The sequence below is a fragment of the Streptomyces sp. NPDC031670 genome, assembly GCF_055580545.1.
The window spans coordinates 201,533-217,317 of record NZ_JBVILC010000014.1 but is presented as its reverse complement, the minus strand read 5'-3'; the positions used below and the strand labels follow the sequence as shown (position 1 = coordinate 217,317).

The window sequence follows — 15,785 nt, the reverse complement described above, 5'->3', positions numbered from 1 at the left end:
CAACCTCACCTACTCCTGGCCACATCCTCCTGCCCAGCCGTGGGGTCCACGAGAGGAAGGGACCGCTCCGGGTTCAAGGCCGACCCCAGAGGGCTCCGCGCGGAGCCGCCGGGGTGCGCTCTCGTCAGGCGCGGTTGCGCGCGACCGCCTCGTAGAAGCGCAGCAGATCCAGGTTGTCCACCGAGCCCGGGTTCACCGCCTTCTCCAGCGGGGTCCCCTGGAGCAGACGCTTGACCGGCACCTCGATGCGCTTGCCGGTGAGTGTGTGCGGCACGCCCGGGGCTTCGATGATCTCGTCCGGGACATGGCGGGGGGAGAGCTGCTCCCTGATCGCCTGCTTGACCTTCGCACGGAGGGCATCGTCCAGGACGGCGCCCTCGGCGAGGTGGACGAAGAGCGGCATCCAGTAGCCGCCGTCCGGCTCCTCCAGGCCGATGACCAGGGACTCGCGGATCTCGGGGAGGCGTTCGACGACCTCGTAGATGTCGGCCGAACCCATGCGGACGCCCTGGCGGTTCAGGGTGGAGTCGGAGCGCCCGTGGATGACCACCGAGCCGTGGTCGGTGAGGGTGATCCAGTCGCCGTGGCGCCAGACGCCGGGGAACATCTCGAAGTAGCTGTCGCGGTAGCGGCTGCCGTCCGGATCGTTCCAGAAGCGGATCGGCATGGACGGCATCGGGTTGACCACGACCAGCTCCCCCACCTCGCCCACCACGGGCTTGCCCTGCGGGTCCCAGGCCTGGAGGTCGGTGCCCAGGCAGGGGGCCTGGAGTTCGCCGATGTGCACGGGCAGCGTCGGGACGGCCCCCGCGAAGCAGGAGCACACGTCGGTGCCGCCGCTGACCGAGGCGATCCACAGGTCCTCGCGGACCTCGTCGTGGAGCCAGCGGAAACCGTCCGGCGGGAGCGGCGAGCCGGTGGTGGCGACGCACTTCACCCGCGAGAGGTCGTGGTCGCGGGAGGGGTGCACGCCCGCCTTGCGGCAGGCCATCACATAGGCGGCGGAGGTGCCGAAGAGGGTGGCGCCGGTCCGCTCGGCGACACCCCACTGGGCGCCGGTCTCCGGGAAACCGGGGCTGCCGTCGTACAGGACGACCGTGGTGCCGGTGAGCAGGCCGGAGACGAGGAAGTTCCACATCATCCAGCCGGTGGAGGTGTACCAGAAGAACCGGTCCTCGGGGCCGAGGTCGCAGTGGAGGCCGAGCTGCTTGAAGTGTTCGAGGAGGATGCCGCCCTGGGACTGGACGATGGCCTTGGGCAGTCCGGTGGTGCCGGAGGAGTAGAGCACCCAGAGCGGATGGTCGAAGGGAACTTGCTCGAAGACCGGCTCGTTGTCACTCTCAGTGAGCGATGACCATTCGAGGGTTCCTTGGGGGGCAGGGGTGCCGAGCAGCGGGATGTGGACGACGGCGCGCAGGGTGGGCAGTTCGCGGCGGAGCTCCGCGACGACATCGGTCCGGTCGTGCTCCTTGCCGCCGTAGCGGTAGCCGTCGACGGTGAACAGGACGACGGGTTCCACCTGCTGGAACCGGTCGAGGACGCTGCGCGCGCCGAAGTCGGGGGCACAGGAGGTCCACACGGCGCCGACCGCGGCGGTGGCCAGGAGGGCGGTGACGGCCTGCGGGATGTTCGGCAGATAGCCACTGACGCGATCCCCGGGGCGTACGCCGAGGGCGCGCAGCTCGGCGGCGAGCGAGCCGACCTGCCGGCGCAGCTCGGCCCAGCTGGTGGCGACGGGCTCGTGCGTCTCGTCGACGTGCAGAAGGGCGGCGTCCTCGGCGCGGGCCGGGTCCTCGGCGGTGCGCAGGGCATGCTCGGCGTAGTTGAGGGTGGCGCCGGGGAACCACTGGGCGCCCGGCATCGACCGGTCGGCGAGCACCGTCTCGTACGGGGTCGAGAAGCGCACGTCGAACCAGTCGGCGACGGCCTGCCAGAAGGTGGCGAGTTCGCTGACGGACCAGTGGTGCAGCGCCTCGTAGCCGCCGTCGGCCGGTGCGCCGTACCGCTCGGCGGCCCAGGTCTGGAACGCGGTGATCCGCGCCCCGGCGATGCGGTCGGGGCCCGGTTGCCACAGGGGCGCGGGCTGCGGCGCGGCGTTCGCTGGTGAGGTCATGGGTCGGCTCCCGGGCTGGTACGCGTGGTGTGCGTGTGCCGCGCGCACACGCGTAGGGGTGTGCGCATGCGGCGGCTCACAGGGACGATGCCATGTGATCGTCTTGCGCACCAGGGTGTGCCGCCCATAGTCAGGCACCTGTCCATGTGGTGCCACCACGGATGAACGGAAGTTGAACGGAGCACACGGCTCATGATCCGGATGGCAGGGTGAGCCGCATGGACGGCAATGACCTGGTGCGCTCGGTGAAGGCGGTCGGCTCGGTGCAGGGGCTGCGGGCGGTCCGCTCCGCCCTGCGGCGGCGCCGCGCGGACGCGTGGGGGCTGCCCGCGCGCGGCCCCGAGCGTGCGCGGGTGCCGGGTCGGGTGCGGGGCGCGGAGCCCCGGCCGGGCGGCGGAGTGGTGCGGTTCGCGCGCTCCGACCTGGAGGTGCGGGTGGCGGCGGGCGGCGCCGTGTTCTGGGGCTGGGACGGGGCCGGACCCGAGCCGTCCTACGCGCTGGCCGGGCCCGCGCCCGAGCCGGACGGGCGCGCGGTCCTGGAGCCCGACACGGACGGCGGCTGGCGGGTGGTGTCCGAACGGGTGATGGTGACCGTGTCGCGGTACGGGGCCGTGGAGGTGCGCACCCCCGGCGGGATGGTGCTCCGCCGCGAGCTGCCACCGCGCTGGTGGGAACCGGCCGATGGCGGCCCGGGGCGGTGGGTGCAGCGCTCCGAAATCGCCGCCGACGCGCGCGTGTTCGGGCTCGGCGGGCGCGCGCACGGCCCCCGGCTGCGCGACGGGACGTACCGGCTGTGGAACACCGACCCGCGCGGCGGTTTCGCCCCGGGCGACGACCCGCTGTACATCACGATGCCGGTGCAGCTGGTGGTGGCGGACGCCGGGACCCATCTGGCGTTCTACGACAACACCTGGGACGGCCGGGTCCGACTGCGCGAGGGCGAGGAGGGCGCCGGTTCCGGTCATGACCGGGCCGGACACAGCGAGGTGCGGATGGAGGGCGGCCCGCTGCGCTGCTGGGTGGTGGCGGGCACCCCCGCGCGCGTGCTGCGGGGGTGGACGGCGCTGACGGGCGCGCCCGCGGTACCGCCGTCCTGGGCACTGGGTCCGCAGCACGCGCGCTGGGGCTTCGGCAGCGAGGCCGAGGTCCGGCGGGTGGCCGCCGGGTACCGCGAGCACCGGCTGCCCCTGTCCGCGCTCCATCTGGACATCGACCACTACGACGCCCACCAGGTGTTCACGGTCGACCGGGAGCGGTTCCCGGATCTGCCGGGCCTCGCCCAGGACCTGGCCGAGGACGGGGTGCGGCTGGTGTCGATCGTCGATCCGGCGGTGAAGGCGCGGCGCGGCAACGCGGTGTACGAGAGCGGTCTCGCGGCGGACGCGTTCGTACGGGACGCGCGCGGGGGCGAGGTACGGGGTGTGGTGTGGCCCGGCGAGTGCGTCTATCCCGACTTCACCGAGCCCCGCGCGCGCGAGTGGTGGGGCGGGCTGTACCGGGAGCGGCTGGACCAGGGCTTCGCCGGGGTGTGGCACGACATGAACGAGCCGACGTCGTTCGCGCCCTTCGGCGATCCGACGCTGCCCCGCTCGGCGCGGCACGCGCTGGAGGGACCGGGCGGCGACCACCGCGAGGCCCACAACGTGTACGCCCTGGCCATGGCGCGGGCGGGCTACGAGGGGCTGCGCAGGCTGCGCCCCGACGAGCGGCCGTTCCTGTTCAGCCGCTCCGGCTGGGCCGGGATGCAGCGCTACGGAGGCACCTGGTCGGGCGATGTCAGCACCGGCTGGCCGGGGCTGCGGGCCTCGCTCGCCCTGGTGCTCGGGCTGGGGCTGTGCGGTGTGCCGTACTCGGGCCCGGACGTCGGCGGCTTCGACGGGAGTCCCTCGCCGGAGCTGTATCTGCGCTGGCTCCAGCTGGCGGCGTGGCTGCCGTTCTTCCGTACGCACTCGGCGCTCTGGGCCGGGCGCCGCGAGCCGTGGGAGTTCGGTACGGAGGTGCTCGGCCACGCGCGCGTGGCGCTCACCGAACGGGAGCGGCTGCGCCCGTACTTCATGACGCTGGCGCAGCTCGCCCGGCTGGCCGGGGCGCCCTACGTCCGGCCGCTGTGGTGGGGCACGCCGGGCGACCGGGCGCTGCGGGACTGCGAGGACGCGTTCCTGCTCGGTGAGGCGCTGCTGGTGGCGCCCGTCTTCGAGCGGGGCACGGACCGGCGGGCGGTGCGCCTGCCGCGCGGGCGCTGGTACGACACGGCGACCGAGAAGCCCCACGAGGGCTCCTGCCAGGCGCTCCTGGACGCGCCCCTGGCCCGTATCCCGGTGCTGGCCCGGGCCGGTTCCGTGATCCCGGTGCGCGGCGCGGACGGGGAGGTGGAGCTGGAGGTGTGGGCTCCGGCGGAAGGGCGCCCGGGTGGCGGACTGGTCGTACGGGACGCGGGCGACGGGTGGGAGCCGGCCGTGGTGGAGCGTTTCACCACGCGGATGGCGGGGGGCCGGGTGGTGGTGGAGCGCGTGACGCACGAGGGCGCGACCCGGGAGCTGGGGTACGCGGTGCGGATGCGGGGTGGGGGCGGGTGAGCCGGCCGCACTCACCGCCCCGCGAACCACCCCCGTACCACCTGCGTGTGCAGGGGGAACGCCAGCTCCTGCGGGCGGTGCAGGATCTGCCAGCCCGCGGTCTCGTCCGTCGGCGCGGACGGCGGGAGTTCGGCCGCCGGACGGGACGGGAGCAGGCCGAACAGGAGCACGTGGCGCGGGGAGCTGAGTGCGTCCGCGAGGCGGACATCGGCGGCGGATGCCTCGATCCCGGTCTCCTCGTACAGCTCGCGGACGACCGCCTCCTGCCAGAGTTCGCCGTCGTCGACGAAACCGCCGGGCAGGGCGAAGCGGCCGATGTGGGGTTCGATGGCGCGGGTGATGACGACCAGTCCCGTACCGCGCGCGTCCGTCACCGGAAGGAGGGCGACGGCGACGGGCAGGGGGTTGCGGTAGGTGACGGTCCCGCAGGCCGCGCAGAGGCGTGGCCAGCCGGCCGGGGCGGCGGGGTAGGGCGATCCGCACGCCGCGCAGTGCGAGTCCTTCACAGGCTGCTTCGAGGTCTTCGGGGTCCCGGTCACGCGCGGACTTTAACCGACGGTCTTCGGCCATCGGGTCACATTGCCCCAACTCCGCCTATCCGTCGCCCTGTTGTGTGCTGAAGGGTGTGCCCATGACGATTCGATCAACCGTGCGCGGCGTGCTCGCCGCTGCCGCCGCCCTGCTCGCCGTGACCGCCGCCTCGTCCCCCGCGCGGGCCGTGCCCGAACCGAAGGCGCCGGCCGAGTTCGTGGCGCTGGCCACCGTGGACCCGACGATCATCCAGGAGATGCGCTACATCACGCCGCACAACTTCGTGGGCCGACCCATCGACGGCTACCGCCAGCCGGTGTGCATCCTGACCCGCCACGCGGCCCAGGCGCTCCACCGGGCGCAGCTGAAGCTGCTCCGCGAGGGCTACTCGCTGAAGGTCTACGACTGCTACCGGCCGCAGCGGGCCGTGGACACCTTCGTGAACTGGGCGAAGGACCTCGACGATCAGAGAATGAAGACCGAATTCTATCCGCTTGTCGACAAGTCGAGACTGTTCGAGGACGTGTACATCGCGGCCAAGTCGGGGCACAGCCGGGGCAGTTCGGTGGACATCACCCTCGTCAAGCTGCCCGCGCGGCCGACGCCGCCCTACCGTCCCGGGCAGCCGCTCGTGCCGTGCTTCGCGCCGAAGGACCAGCGCTTCCCCGACAACTCCGTCGACATGGGCACCGGGTTCGACTGCTTCGACACCCTGTCGCACACCGACGACCCCCGCGTCCAGGGCGTCCAGCGCGCCAACCGTCAATTCCTGAAGGGCGCGCTCCAGGACGCCGGATTCATCGGCATCCCCCAGGAGTGGTGGCACTTCACGTACCAGCCGGAGCCGTTCCCGGAGACGTACTTCGACTTCCCGGTGGCCTGGCGTTCGGTGGCCGGGCACCGCTGAGCGACGCCCCCTGCCGGAGTGCGGCCACCCGTGGCACACTTCTGACGTCCCGTCAGAAATAGAGCTGCGAGCCGTGGAGGGGTTTTGACGCGCACGCGCACGCCCGTGGTGGCGGGCTGGTTCACGCAGGCGCAGGACCAGGAGTTCCGGCTGCTCGGCACCCGGTGCTCCGACTGCGCCTGCGTGTTCTTCCCCCGCGAGGACGTCCTCTGCCGCAACCCGGCCTGCGGCGGCCGGGAGTTGACCGAGGTGCCGCTGTCCCGGCGCGGGCGCGTCTGGTCGTACACCGACGGCCGCTACCGCCCGCCCGCGCCCTACGTCTCCGACCCGGAAGCACTCTGGCAGCCGTACGTACTGGTCGCCGTGGAGCTGGAGGCCGAGCGGATGGTGGTCCTGGGGCAGGCCGCGCCGGGGGTGACCACCGCCGGTCTCGCCGTCGGGATGGAGGTCGAGGTGGTGCCCGGCGTGCTCCACGAGGACGCCGGGACCGTCTGGACCACCTGGCACTGGCGGCCCGTGGAGGCTCAGGCATGAGCGGCACGCACGACATCGCGGTCCTCGGCGCCGGTCTGCACCCCTGGGGCAAGTGGGGGCGCGGCTTCGTCGAGTACGGGACGGTCGCGGCCCGGGCCGCGCTCGCCGACGCCGGGCTCGACTGGTCCGCCGTCCAGTCGGTGGTGGGCGCCGGTACCGTACGCGGCGGATACCCCGGGTATGTGGCCGGGGCGACCTTCGCGCGGGCGCTGGGCTGGCAGGGCGCGCGCGTGACGACCGTCTACGCGGCCTGCGCCTCCGGGGCCCAGGCGATCAGCACCGCGCGGGCGCAGATCCTCTCCGGCATGGCCGAGGTCGTCCTCGTGGTGGGCGCCGACGCCGCGCCCAAGGGGTTCTTCGCGCCCGCGGGCGGCGACCGGCCCGACGATCCGGACTGGCTGCGCTTCCGGGTGCTGGGCGCCACCAACCCGGCGTACTTCGGGCTGTACGCCCGGCGCCGCATGGCCCTGTACGGCGACACCGTCGACGACTTCGCGCGCGTGAAGGTCAAGAACGCGGCGGCCGGCGCGCTCAACCCGTACGCGCGCTACCGCAAGGCGGTGACCGCCGAGGAGGTGGCCGCCTCGGCGGTGGTCGCCGATCCGCTGCGGCTGCTCGACATCTGCGCGACCTCCGACGGGGCCGCCGCCCTGGTGCTGTGCGGCATGGACTACGCGCGCGGACACGGAGCCGCGGACCCGGTCCGGATCCGGGCCGTCTCCACGGTCACGCCCACCTACCCCAACACGGTCCTGGACCTGCCGGACATCGCCACCGACTCGGCGCTCGCGGTGGAGCCCCCGCCGTACTCCTTCCGTGCCTCCATCGCACGGGCCGCCTACGAGGAGGCGGGGCTCGGGCCCGAGGACCTGTCGCTGGCGGAGGTGTACGACCTGTCGACCGCTCTGGAGCTGGAGTGGTACGAGGATCTCGGGCTGTGCGGTGCGGGCGAGGGCGCGAAGCTCCTGCGGGAGGGCGCGACGGCGCTCGGAGGTCGTGTTCCGGTCAACGCGAGCGGGGGTCTCGCATCGTTCGGTGAGGCCGTGCCCGCCCAGGCGATCGCCCAGGTCTGCGAGCTCACCCGGCAGTTGCGGGGCACGGCGGGCGAGCGGCAGGTCCCCGGGGCGCGGGTGGGGATCACCGCCAACCAGGGCCTGTTCGGGCACGGCTCGTCGGTGATCGCGGTGCGCTGAGCGCCGGGCCGCCGGGCGCCGCGGGCCCCCGGCGGCCGGTGCTGTCGGCGACCTTGACGCTCCATCACGGCCGGTGAACACTTCCCGTTGTCTCTCGGCGTCGCCGTTCCCCGGCTCCCGGCCGCGTGCCCCGTACGCGGTCGCCGGGCCGCTCCCCCACGGGGCGATTCCGCCGGACGGGCACGCTCGTCACGGATGCCGGGCGGGGACCGACGGGCCCTCGTCCCCGGCTCCGCAGCCACGCACAGCGCCCACCCTGCACGGAGGACCGGGGCCTTCCCGGTCGGACCGGCCCGCGATCTCGGCCCGCGCAGCCTTCAGACCTAGGGGTAGCCATGACGGAGAAGTTCGTCGCAGCCATCGACCAGGGCACCACCTCCAGCCGCTGCATCATCTTCGACCGCGGCGGCGCCGTCGTCGCCGTGGACCAGCGCGAGCACCGCCAGATCTTCCCGCGGCCCGGCTGGGTCGAGCACGACGCCACCGAGATCTGGTCCAAGGTGCAGGCGGTGGTCGCGGGCGCACTGGCCAAGGCGGGGATGCGCGCCGACGAGCTGAGCGCGCTGGGCATCACCAACCAGCGCGAGACGACCGTGCTCTGGGACCGGGCGACCGGCAAACCGGTGCACAACGCCATCGTCTGGCAGGACACCCGGACCTCCGCGCTCTGTGCCCGGCTCGGCGGCGAGGACGGCCAGGACCGCTTCCGGGACGCCACGGGACTGCCGCTGGCGAGCTACTTCTCCGGCCCCAAGGCGGCCTGGCTGCTCGACGACGTACCCGGTCTGCGCACCCGCGCCGAGCGTGGCGAGATCGCGTTCGGGACCGTCGACTCCTGGCTCATCTGGAACCTCACCGGCGGCACGGACGGCGGTGTGCACGTCACCGACGTCACCAACGCCTCGCGGACCATGCTGATGAACCTGGAGACCCTCCAGTGGGACTCCTCGATCCTGGCCGCGATGAACGTCCCGGAGGCGATCCTTCCGGAGATCCGGTCGTCGGCGGAGGTGTACGGGACGGCGGTCGGCCGGCTGGCCGGCGTGCCGGTGGCCGCCGCGCTCGGCGACCAGCAGGCGGCGGTCTTCGGGCAGGCCTGCTACGACACCGGCACGGCCAAGAACACGTACGGGACCGGGAGTTTCCTGCTGCTCAACACCGGCGGGCGGCCCGTTCCCTCCAAGAACGGCCTGATCACCACCGTCGGCTACAAGATCGGTGAGCAGGCGCCGGTCTACTGCCTGGAGGGCTCGATCGCGATCACCGGCGCCCTCGTCCAGTGGTTCCGCGACCAGCTCGGTCTGATCCGCACCGCCGCAGAGATCGAGACACTCGCCGCGAGCGTCGAGGACAACGGCGGCGCCTACATCGTCCCCGCCTTCTCCGGCCTCTTCGCTCCCTACTGGCGCTCCGACGCGCGCGGTGTCGTCACCGGGCTGACCCGGTACGTCACCAAGGCGCATCTGGCCCGCGCGGTCCTGGAGGCCACGAGCTGGCAGACGCGCGAGGTGGTGGACGCGATGTACCAGGACTCCGGGGTGCGGATCACCACGCTCAAGGTCGACGGCGGGATGACCGTCAACGGGCTGCTGATGCAGCACCAGGCGGATGTGCTCGGTGTGCCGGTGATCCGGCCGAAGGTCTCCGAGACGACCTGTCTGGGAGCGGCGTACGCGGCCGGGCTCGCCACCGGGGTGTGGTCGGGCCTGGACGAGCTCAAGGCGCACTGGCGGCAGGACGTGGAGTGGCGGCCCGCGATGGAGGCCGGGGCGCGCGAGCGCGAGTACGGCAGGTGGCGCAAGGCGGTGGAGCGCAGCCTGGGCTGGCACGAGGAGGACACGCCCTAGGGCTCCGGGGCAGCCGCCGCCCCCTCACAGCGCACGGCCCGTACCCCGGTCGGCGGGGGTACGGGCCGTGTCCTCGCGTACGGGACGCGCGGGCCTCAGATCGAGACCGCCCGGCGGCGCCGCTCGGAGAGGACCATGGCGTGCTCCACGACCGCGACCAGGACGTCCTTGACGGCCTCGCGGTCGCGCGCGTCCGTCATCAGCAGCGGTACCTCGGGGTCGAGGTCGAGCGCGGAGCGCACCGCGTCGGCGGGGTAGCGGGCCGCTTCGTCGAAGCAGTTGACGGCCACCGTGAAGGGCAGCCCGCGGCGCTCGAAGTAGTCGATCGCCGCGAAGGAGTCCTCCAGGCGCCGGGTGTCCGCGAGGACCACCGCGCCCAGCGCACCCTGGGCCAGCTCGTCCCAGAGGAACCAGAAGCGGTCCTGGCCGGGTGTGCCGAAGAGGTAGAGCACCAGGTCCTCGCGGAGCGTGATGCGTCCGAAGTCCATCGCGACGGTGGTGGTGCTCTTCGTCTCCACCCCCGCGACGTCGTCGACCGGCCGGCCGGCCTCGCTGAGCCGCTCCTCGGTGCGCAGCGGCCGGATCTCGCTGACCGCGCCCACCAGCGTGGTCTTGCCGACGCCGAAGCCGCCCGCCACCAGGATCTTCAGGGTCACCGGTTCGACGGGCCGCTTTCTGCGGCTAGAGCGCCCGAAGGCCATTGATCACCTCGCGGAGAAGGGACTCGTCCGGCAGCTCGGCCGGCGGAACGGGTCGGGAGACGTGCACCAGCTGGTCCTGGACGAGATCGCCCACCAGGACGCGGACCACGCCGACGGGAAGGTCGAGTCCGGCGGCGAGTTCGGCGATGGACTGCGGGGTGCCGACGCAGCGTTCGACGATCTCGACGTGTTCGGGCGACAGCGAGTGGTCCCGCCCCGGGTCGTCGGCGGCCGGTTCGGGCACCACCACCGCGATCAGGTCGAGCCGGTGCTGTCCGACGCTGCTGGTGCGGCCCCGGGTCATCGCGTACGGCCGCACCACCGGTCCGGCGTCGTCGTCGAACCAGTGGTGCTGCTGGGGCACCCGGTCCGGCTGCTGCGGGCCACCGCCCGGCGCCCGCTGGTCTGCGTCACTCATACCGTCGCGCTCACCCTGCGGTGGGCAGGCCGGTCCGTGGTGCCGTGGTGAGGTGGGCCCCGACCCGCTTGACCATCAGGGTCATCTCGTACGCCACCTGACCGACGTCGGCCTCGGCGTCGGTGAGGACCGCCAGACAGCTGCCGTCCCCGGCGGCCGTCACGAACAGGAAGGCGTCGTCGAGCTCCACGACCGTCTGGCGGACACCGCCCACGTCGAAGTGGCGGCCGACGCCCTTGGCGAGGCTGTGGAAGCCGGAGGCGACGGCGGCCAGGTGCTCGCCGTCCTCCCGCGTCAGGTCCCTGGACGTGCCGGTGGGCAGGCCGTCACTGGACAGGACGAGCGCCTTGCGGATGGAGCCGACCCGGTCGACCAGCTCGTCCAGCAACCAGTTGAGTTCCCCGGCGCCCTTCTCGATGACGTCGTGTGCTGCGGACTTCGGTGCGGTCATCGACCGTCCCCCTCCGATGTGTTGCGTCGTACGCCGCCCAGGGCCTGGTCGGGCCCGTCGGCTGTGGTCTCTGCGCTGGTCATCGCGTTGTGCCGACGCCCGCGCTGCCAGCCACGCTGCATCGACGCCATACGGTTGCGCACTTCCTCTGCGTCGCGCTCGGGCTGCGGCTGAGCGCCCGGGCCGCCCGGCCCGGTGCGGTCCGCGGGCTCGGCGGAGGTCTCTTTGAGCTGCGGGGCGAGGCTGGCCTGACGGACCCGGCGGGGCAGGGCGCCCGGCGCGGCGGTCGCGTCGGCGCTCTCGCGGCCGGGGGCGGGCCGCCGCAGCGGCTCGGGCGCCGGGGCGGGCACGAGCCCGCTGGCGCGCAGCGCGTCGGCCCGTCGCCGCTCCAGGCCCGGCCCGACGGGGCGGAACGGCTCCGGCGCGGGCGCGGGGTGGTCGCGGCCCGGCTGGTCGTCGACCCGGCGCCCGTGGTCGCTGACCAGCGTCGGCGCGGGCGGACGGCGCCGGGGCAGCGGCACCGGGCCGAGGGCGTGGGCCGGTGCCCCGGCGCCCTCGTCGGCCGTCTGCTGCTGCCGGCGGCGCTCACCGGGGAACTCGCGGGCCGCGCCGGGGAAGCCGCCGTGCACGGCGTCGCGCTCGTCGGCGCCCTGGCCGTCCGGGGCGTCCAGCTCCAACGGGTCCACCGGAGCCTCCAGTTCTACCGGGCCGTCGAGCAGGGCGCGGTCGGGGACGCCCAGCGGGAGCGGGGAGAGCGCGCGGGGTCCGGCGTCCCGCTCGCGGCGCCGGGCCGCGTCGCCCTGGGCCGCCGCCTTGCGGTCGAGGCGGAAGCCGGTGCCGTTGGTGTCCGGCGCGTCGGTGAGCAGGACCGCCGGGATGAAGACGACGGCGGTGGTGCCGCCGTACGGGGAGGGCTGGAGCGAGACGCGGACGTTCTGCCGCTGGGCGAGCCGGCTGACCACGAACAGGCCGAGCCGGTCGGTGTCGGAGAGCTCGAACTCGGGGGTCTCCGCCAGGCGCAGGTTGGCGTCGAGGAGCGCTTCGGGCGTCATGCCCAGCCCCCGGTCGTGGATCTCCAGGGTGAAGCCGTTGGCCACCCGCTCGCCGTGCACCTGGACGGCGGTGTGCGGGGGCGAGAACACCGTGGCGTTCTCCAGGAGTTCGGCCACCAGGTGGGTGAGGTCGGCGACGGCCGGGCCGCCCACGCCGAGCCGGGGCAGCCGGCGGACCTCTATGCGCTCGTAGTCCTCGACCTCGGCCACGGCCGCCCGGACCACGTCCATCAGCTGGACGGGCTTGCGCCACTGGCGGGAGGGGGCGGCGCCGGAGAGGATCACCAGGCCCTCGGCGTGGCGGCGCATACGGGTGGTGAGGTGGTCGAGCCGGAAGAGGTCGGCGAGCTCGTCGGTGTCCTCGGTGCGGCGCTCCATGGTGTCCAGGAGCGTGAGCTGGCGGTGGAGCAGGACCTGGTTGCGGCGGGCCAGGTTGACGAAGACCTCGGCCACCCCGCGCCGCATGTCGGCCTGTTTGACCGCGGCCTCGACGGCGGCGCGCTGGAGGGTGTTGAGGGCCTGGCCGACCTGGCCGACCTCGTCCTTCTCGAAGTCCAGACGCGGTGCCTCGGTCTCCACGTCGACGTGTTCACCGGCGGCGAGGCGGCGCATGACGCTCGGCAGGCGCACGCCGGACACCTCGTGCGCCTCCTTGCGCAGCCGGGTGAGGTCGCGGATCAGTTCGCGGCCGATGCGGACGGAGAGGAAGAGCGAGAAGACGAGGGCGAGGAAGCCGAGGACGCCCGCGACGCCGGCCTTGATGAGGACGTTGAAGGCGACGGGGTGGACGCGGTCGCGGTAGCGGTCGTCGGCGTCCGAGACGGCCTGGGAGAGGCGGCCGAGCAGCGGGGTGGCCGTCTGCTGCCAGCGGGCCAGGTCGATGCGCGGGTTCTTGGTGGGCCCCGCGGTGATGATGCTCTGTTCGGCGGCGCGCAGCGACTCGGAGCCGGCGGCGGCCCAGAAGCGCTCGAAGATCTCGCGCTCGCCCCCGGGCAGGTTCTCCAGGCTGATCTCGTACAGCAGGGTGCGGTTGGCCACCAGGTTGACCACCTCGCGCAGTTCGTTCCAGGTGAACTGGGGCGGGGCGACGAGCGCGGAGGCGACGAGCGCGTCCTCGCGGGCCAGCATCTCGCGGGCCCGGGCGAGGCCGACGACCGCGCGGCCCTGCTTGTCCATGTCCACGTTCTCGAGCGCGTGGAGGTTGGTGAGGAAGGTGTAGCAGGGGTCGATGATCCCGCTATACGCCTCCAGGGCCCGGGCGCGGTTCACACTGCGCCGGTCGACCTGGCGGCGCAGATCGCCGATGCCGTCGAACTCCTCCAGGACGGTCTTCAGCCGCGCCCTGGCCGCCGGATGCAGATCGTCGCGGACCTGGGAGTCACCGGCGGCGGAACGAATCTTCGCCACGGCGCGGTCGGTGTCCCGGCGGCGGCCCTGCAGCGCGGCGAGCGCGTCGGCGGCCCGCTGGTCGGCGAGGTAGACGAGCGTCTGGCGGCGTTCCTCCTGGATCACCTGGACGGTGTCCTCCATCGGGGAGCCGACCTTGTCCACGATGTACGTGACGTTCAACAGCTCGTTGGCCTCGCGGCCGGTGATGTAGGTCGTGAATCCCCACAGGGCGGTGAGGGAGACGAGCGGCACCAGCAGCAACGCCACGATCTTCCTGCGGATGGACTTCCCGCGAAAGCGCATGGCCTCCCCCAGATCAACCGTCAACAAACGGCGTGAGCCTACTACTGCCACACAGCCGACTCGAAGGCACGTCCGGACGATTTTCGGCCGCGCTCAAGGGAGTTGATCATGGGTTGTCCTGGTATTACGTGAGATCACCTACCGGCGTTGGCCGAGTACGTCCCCCGGCCCGCCGGTTCCCTCCGCCGACCGGTTGGCTGGAATTCTGCCTTTCCCGTAAATCCCGGGAATCTTGGGGGAGTTTGGTTCGTCCTTCTGTACGGGGGTTGCGACGGGGATGTACGGACCCGTGCGAATCGGCACGCATCGATGCGCCGATGGTGGGGAGGGAGTATGCATGGGCACTGAAGGCATGTGTGCGGACGGTGAGACGGTTCGGGGCGCGCGAGGGGGTGAACTGCCGCCGCTGTGGGTGGAGGAGCCCGCGGTGCGGCCACGGCTGCCCGACCCGATCAGGGACGCGGCCGTGCGGTCGGTGCTGATCGTCGCGTTCACCCTGATCCAGGCGGTGATCGCGTTCCTGTGCACGATGGCGGGCTCCTGGCTGGCGTTCCCGATGGTCCTCAGCAGTGTGGCGAGCACGGTCGTGGCGACCTGGGCGGTCCTGGACGTCTGGGTCACCCGCCAGGTGTGGAACCAGCGCAACGGCGTGGTGTCGGTGCCGAGCAGCACCGCGCGCGAGCGGCGCCGGGAGCGGAGGCGGGTGCGCCACGCGGCCGGGGCGACCGAGCGGCCGGGCGCCGGCCGCATGGGGCAGCACAAGGCGGGCAGCCTCTCCCGGGCATAGCGGCCCCGAGGAGTGCTGGTGGGTGAGGTGCGGGAGCCGGACGCGGTCGCGGGCAGACGCCGGGGCGACGGATCACTGCGGTCGGTCGACCGCGCGGTCAGCGTGCTGGAGGCGCTGGCCCGGCTCGGCGAGGCCGGGGTCACCGGGATCGCCGATGAGCTGGGGGTGCACAAGTCGACCGCGTTCCGGCTGCTCGACGCGCTGGAGAGGCGGGGTCTGGTCGGCCGGGAGAAGGAGCGGGGGAAGTACTTCCTGGGCGCCGGGATGCTGCGGCTGGCCGGTGCGGCGGCCGTGCGGCTGGACATCTCCCAGGAGGGCGTCCCGGTCTGCCGTGCGCTCGCCGAGGCCACGGGCGAGACCGCCAACGTCGCCGTGCTCGACGGCGACGCGGCCGTCAACATCACGCAGGCGCGCGGCGCGGCTGCCGTCACGGCCTTCAACTGGCTGGGCCGGCGCACCCCTCTGCACGCGACGGCGAGCGGCAAGGCGCTGCTCGCCCACCTCCCCGAGGAGCGCCGGGAGGCGCTGCTCGGCCAGGGGCTGGCGCGCTTCACCGCGCACACCGTCACGGATCCGGCCGTGCTCCGCGCCGAGCTGGCCGAGGTGGTGGAGCGGGGGTATGCCCGGACGGCCGAGGAGTTCGAGGACGGGCTCAACGCCGTGGGCGCGGTGGTGCGCGGCCATGAGGGCTCGGTGGTCGGCTCGATCGGCGTCTCGGGCCCGGTGTACCGGCTGCCGGAGGAGACGCTCGCGGAGGTCGCCGGGCGCGTCCGGGAGGCCGCCCGGGACCTCTCGCGTCGCATGGGCCATCCCGGGTAACACGGGCCTGACCAAACGTCACAACCCTTTCCGGCCAGGCGCTTTCCCCCTCCCGGGACCCTTCGGCCGCGACCGGTCCGACCCTCTTGACGCTCCCCCGGGCCTTCCTCAGGATGTCTCACATCGCGCAACCGGTAGTGCTCTGCGCAACAGGAGGGTGAGGC

13 protein-coding genes are annotated in these 15,785 nt (G+C 73.2%); 7 read left to right on the top strand and 6 right to left on the bottom strand.

Annotated features, from left to right (window positions below):
* Nucleotides 1-124: 124 nt before the first annotated feature.
* Nucleotides 125-2,113, bottom strand: coding sequence for an acetoacetate--CoA ligase (locus ACZ5ID_RS25565; RefSeq protein WP_468902156.1), 1,989 nt, complete (start codon nt 2,111-2,113; stop codon nt 125-127).
* A gap of 218 nt (nt 2,114-2,331) precedes the next feature.
* Here ACZ5ID_RS25565 and ACZ5ID_RS25560 point away from each other — a divergent pair, with 218 nt between their 5' ends.
* Nucleotides 2,332-4,689, top strand: coding sequence for a glycoside hydrolase family 31 protein (locus ACZ5ID_RS25560; protein ID WP_468902153.1), 2,358 nt, complete (start codon nt 2,332-2,334; stop codon nt 4,687-4,689).
* An 11-nt stretch (nt 4,690-4,700) separates the two neighbouring features.
* Here the strand turns inward: ACZ5ID_RS25560 and ACZ5ID_RS25555 are convergent, their stop codons facing one another.
* On the bottom strand, nt 4,701-5,228 hold the full coding sequence (locus tag ACZ5ID_RS25555; RefSeq protein WP_468902150.1) for an NUDIX domain-containing protein: 528 nt from the start codon (nt 5,226-5,228) through the stop codon (nt 4,701-4,703).
* Nucleotides 5,229-5,320: 92 nt separating this feature from the next.
* Here ACZ5ID_RS25555 and ACZ5ID_RS25550 point away from each other — a divergent pair, with 92 nt between their 5' ends.
* The 4 genes from ACZ5ID_RS25550 to glpK all read left to right on the top strand — a co-directional run bounded on the left by ACZ5ID_RS25550 (nt 5,321) and on the right by glpK (nt 9,701).
* Nucleotides 5,321-6,127, top strand: coding sequence for a M15 family metallopeptidase (locus ACZ5ID_RS25550; protein ID WP_468902147.1), 807 nt, complete (start codon nt 5,321-5,323; stop codon nt 6,125-6,127).
* A 105-nt stretch (nt 6,128-6,232) separates the two neighbouring features.
* Nucleotides 6,233-6,661, top strand: coding sequence for a Zn-ribbon domain-containing OB-fold protein (locus ACZ5ID_RS25545; RefSeq protein ID WP_468902205.1), 429 nt, complete (start codon nt 6,233-6,235; stop codon nt 6,659-6,661).
* On the top strand, nt 6,658-7,854 hold the full coding sequence (locus tag ACZ5ID_RS25540; protein ID WP_468902145.1) for a lipid-transfer protein: 1,197 nt from the start codon (nt 6,658-6,660) through the stop codon (nt 7,852-7,854). The genes ACZ5ID_RS25545 and ACZ5ID_RS25540 overlap by 4 nt, the downstream gene beginning before the upstream one ends.
* 335 nt (nt 7,855-8,189) lie before the next feature.
* Nucleotides 8,190-9,701 (top strand): glycerol kinase GlpK, encoded by a 1,512-nt coding sequence (glpK, locus tag ACZ5ID_RS25535; RefSeq protein ID WP_468902143.1) that lies wholly within the window; start codon nt 8,190-8,192, stop codon nt 9,699-9,701.
* 95 nt (nt 9,702-9,796) lie between these two features.
* Here glpK and ACZ5ID_RS25530 read toward each other — a convergent pair whose 3' ends face one another.
* Genes ACZ5ID_RS25530 through ACZ5ID_RS25515 form a run of 4 tightly spaced genes read right to left on the bottom strand, consistent with a single transcriptional unit; the run spans nt 9,797 to nt 14,015 of the window.
* Nucleotides 9,797-10,402, bottom strand: coding sequence for a GTP-binding protein (locus tag ACZ5ID_RS25530; RefSeq protein ID WP_406555443.1), 606 nt, complete (start codon nt 10,400-10,402; stop codon nt 9,797-9,799).
* On the bottom strand, nt 10,383-10,820 hold the full coding sequence (locus ACZ5ID_RS25525; protein WP_406555444.1) for a DUF742 domain-containing protein: 438 nt from the start codon (nt 10,818-10,820) through the stop codon (nt 10,383-10,385). Before ACZ5ID_RS25525 ends, ACZ5ID_RS25530 begins: the two co-directional genes overlap by 20 nt.
* Nucleotides 10,821-10,830: 10 nt before the next feature.
* Complete coding sequence (locus tag ACZ5ID_RS25520) at nt 10,831-11,271, bottom strand: roadblock/LC7 domain-containing protein (RefSeq protein WP_468902140.1); 441 nt, start codon at nt 11,269-11,271, stop codon at nt 10,831-10,833.
* Nucleotides 11,268-14,015, bottom strand: a complete 2,748-nt coding sequence (locus tag ACZ5ID_RS25515; RefSeq protein WP_468902137.1) for a sensor histidine kinase — start codon at nt 14,013-14,015, stop codon at nt 11,268-11,270. Before ACZ5ID_RS25515 ends, ACZ5ID_RS25520 begins: the two co-directional genes overlap by 4 nt.
* Before the next feature lie 352 nt (nt 14,016-14,367).
* Between ACZ5ID_RS25515 and ACZ5ID_RS25510 the strand changes: the two genes are divergently transcribed.
* Complete coding sequence (locus tag ACZ5ID_RS25510) at nt 14,368-14,802, top strand: hypothetical protein (RefSeq protein WP_468902202.1); 435 nt, start codon at nt 14,368-14,370, stop codon at nt 14,800-14,802.
* An 18-nt stretch (nt 14,803-14,820) separates the two neighbouring features.
* Nucleotides 14,821-15,621 (top strand): IclR family transcriptional regulator, encoded by an 801-nt coding sequence (locus tag ACZ5ID_RS25505; protein WP_468902134.1) that lies wholly within the window; start codon nt 14,821-14,823, stop codon nt 15,619-15,621.
* The last annotated feature ends 164 nt before the right edge of the window (nt 15,622-15,785 follow it).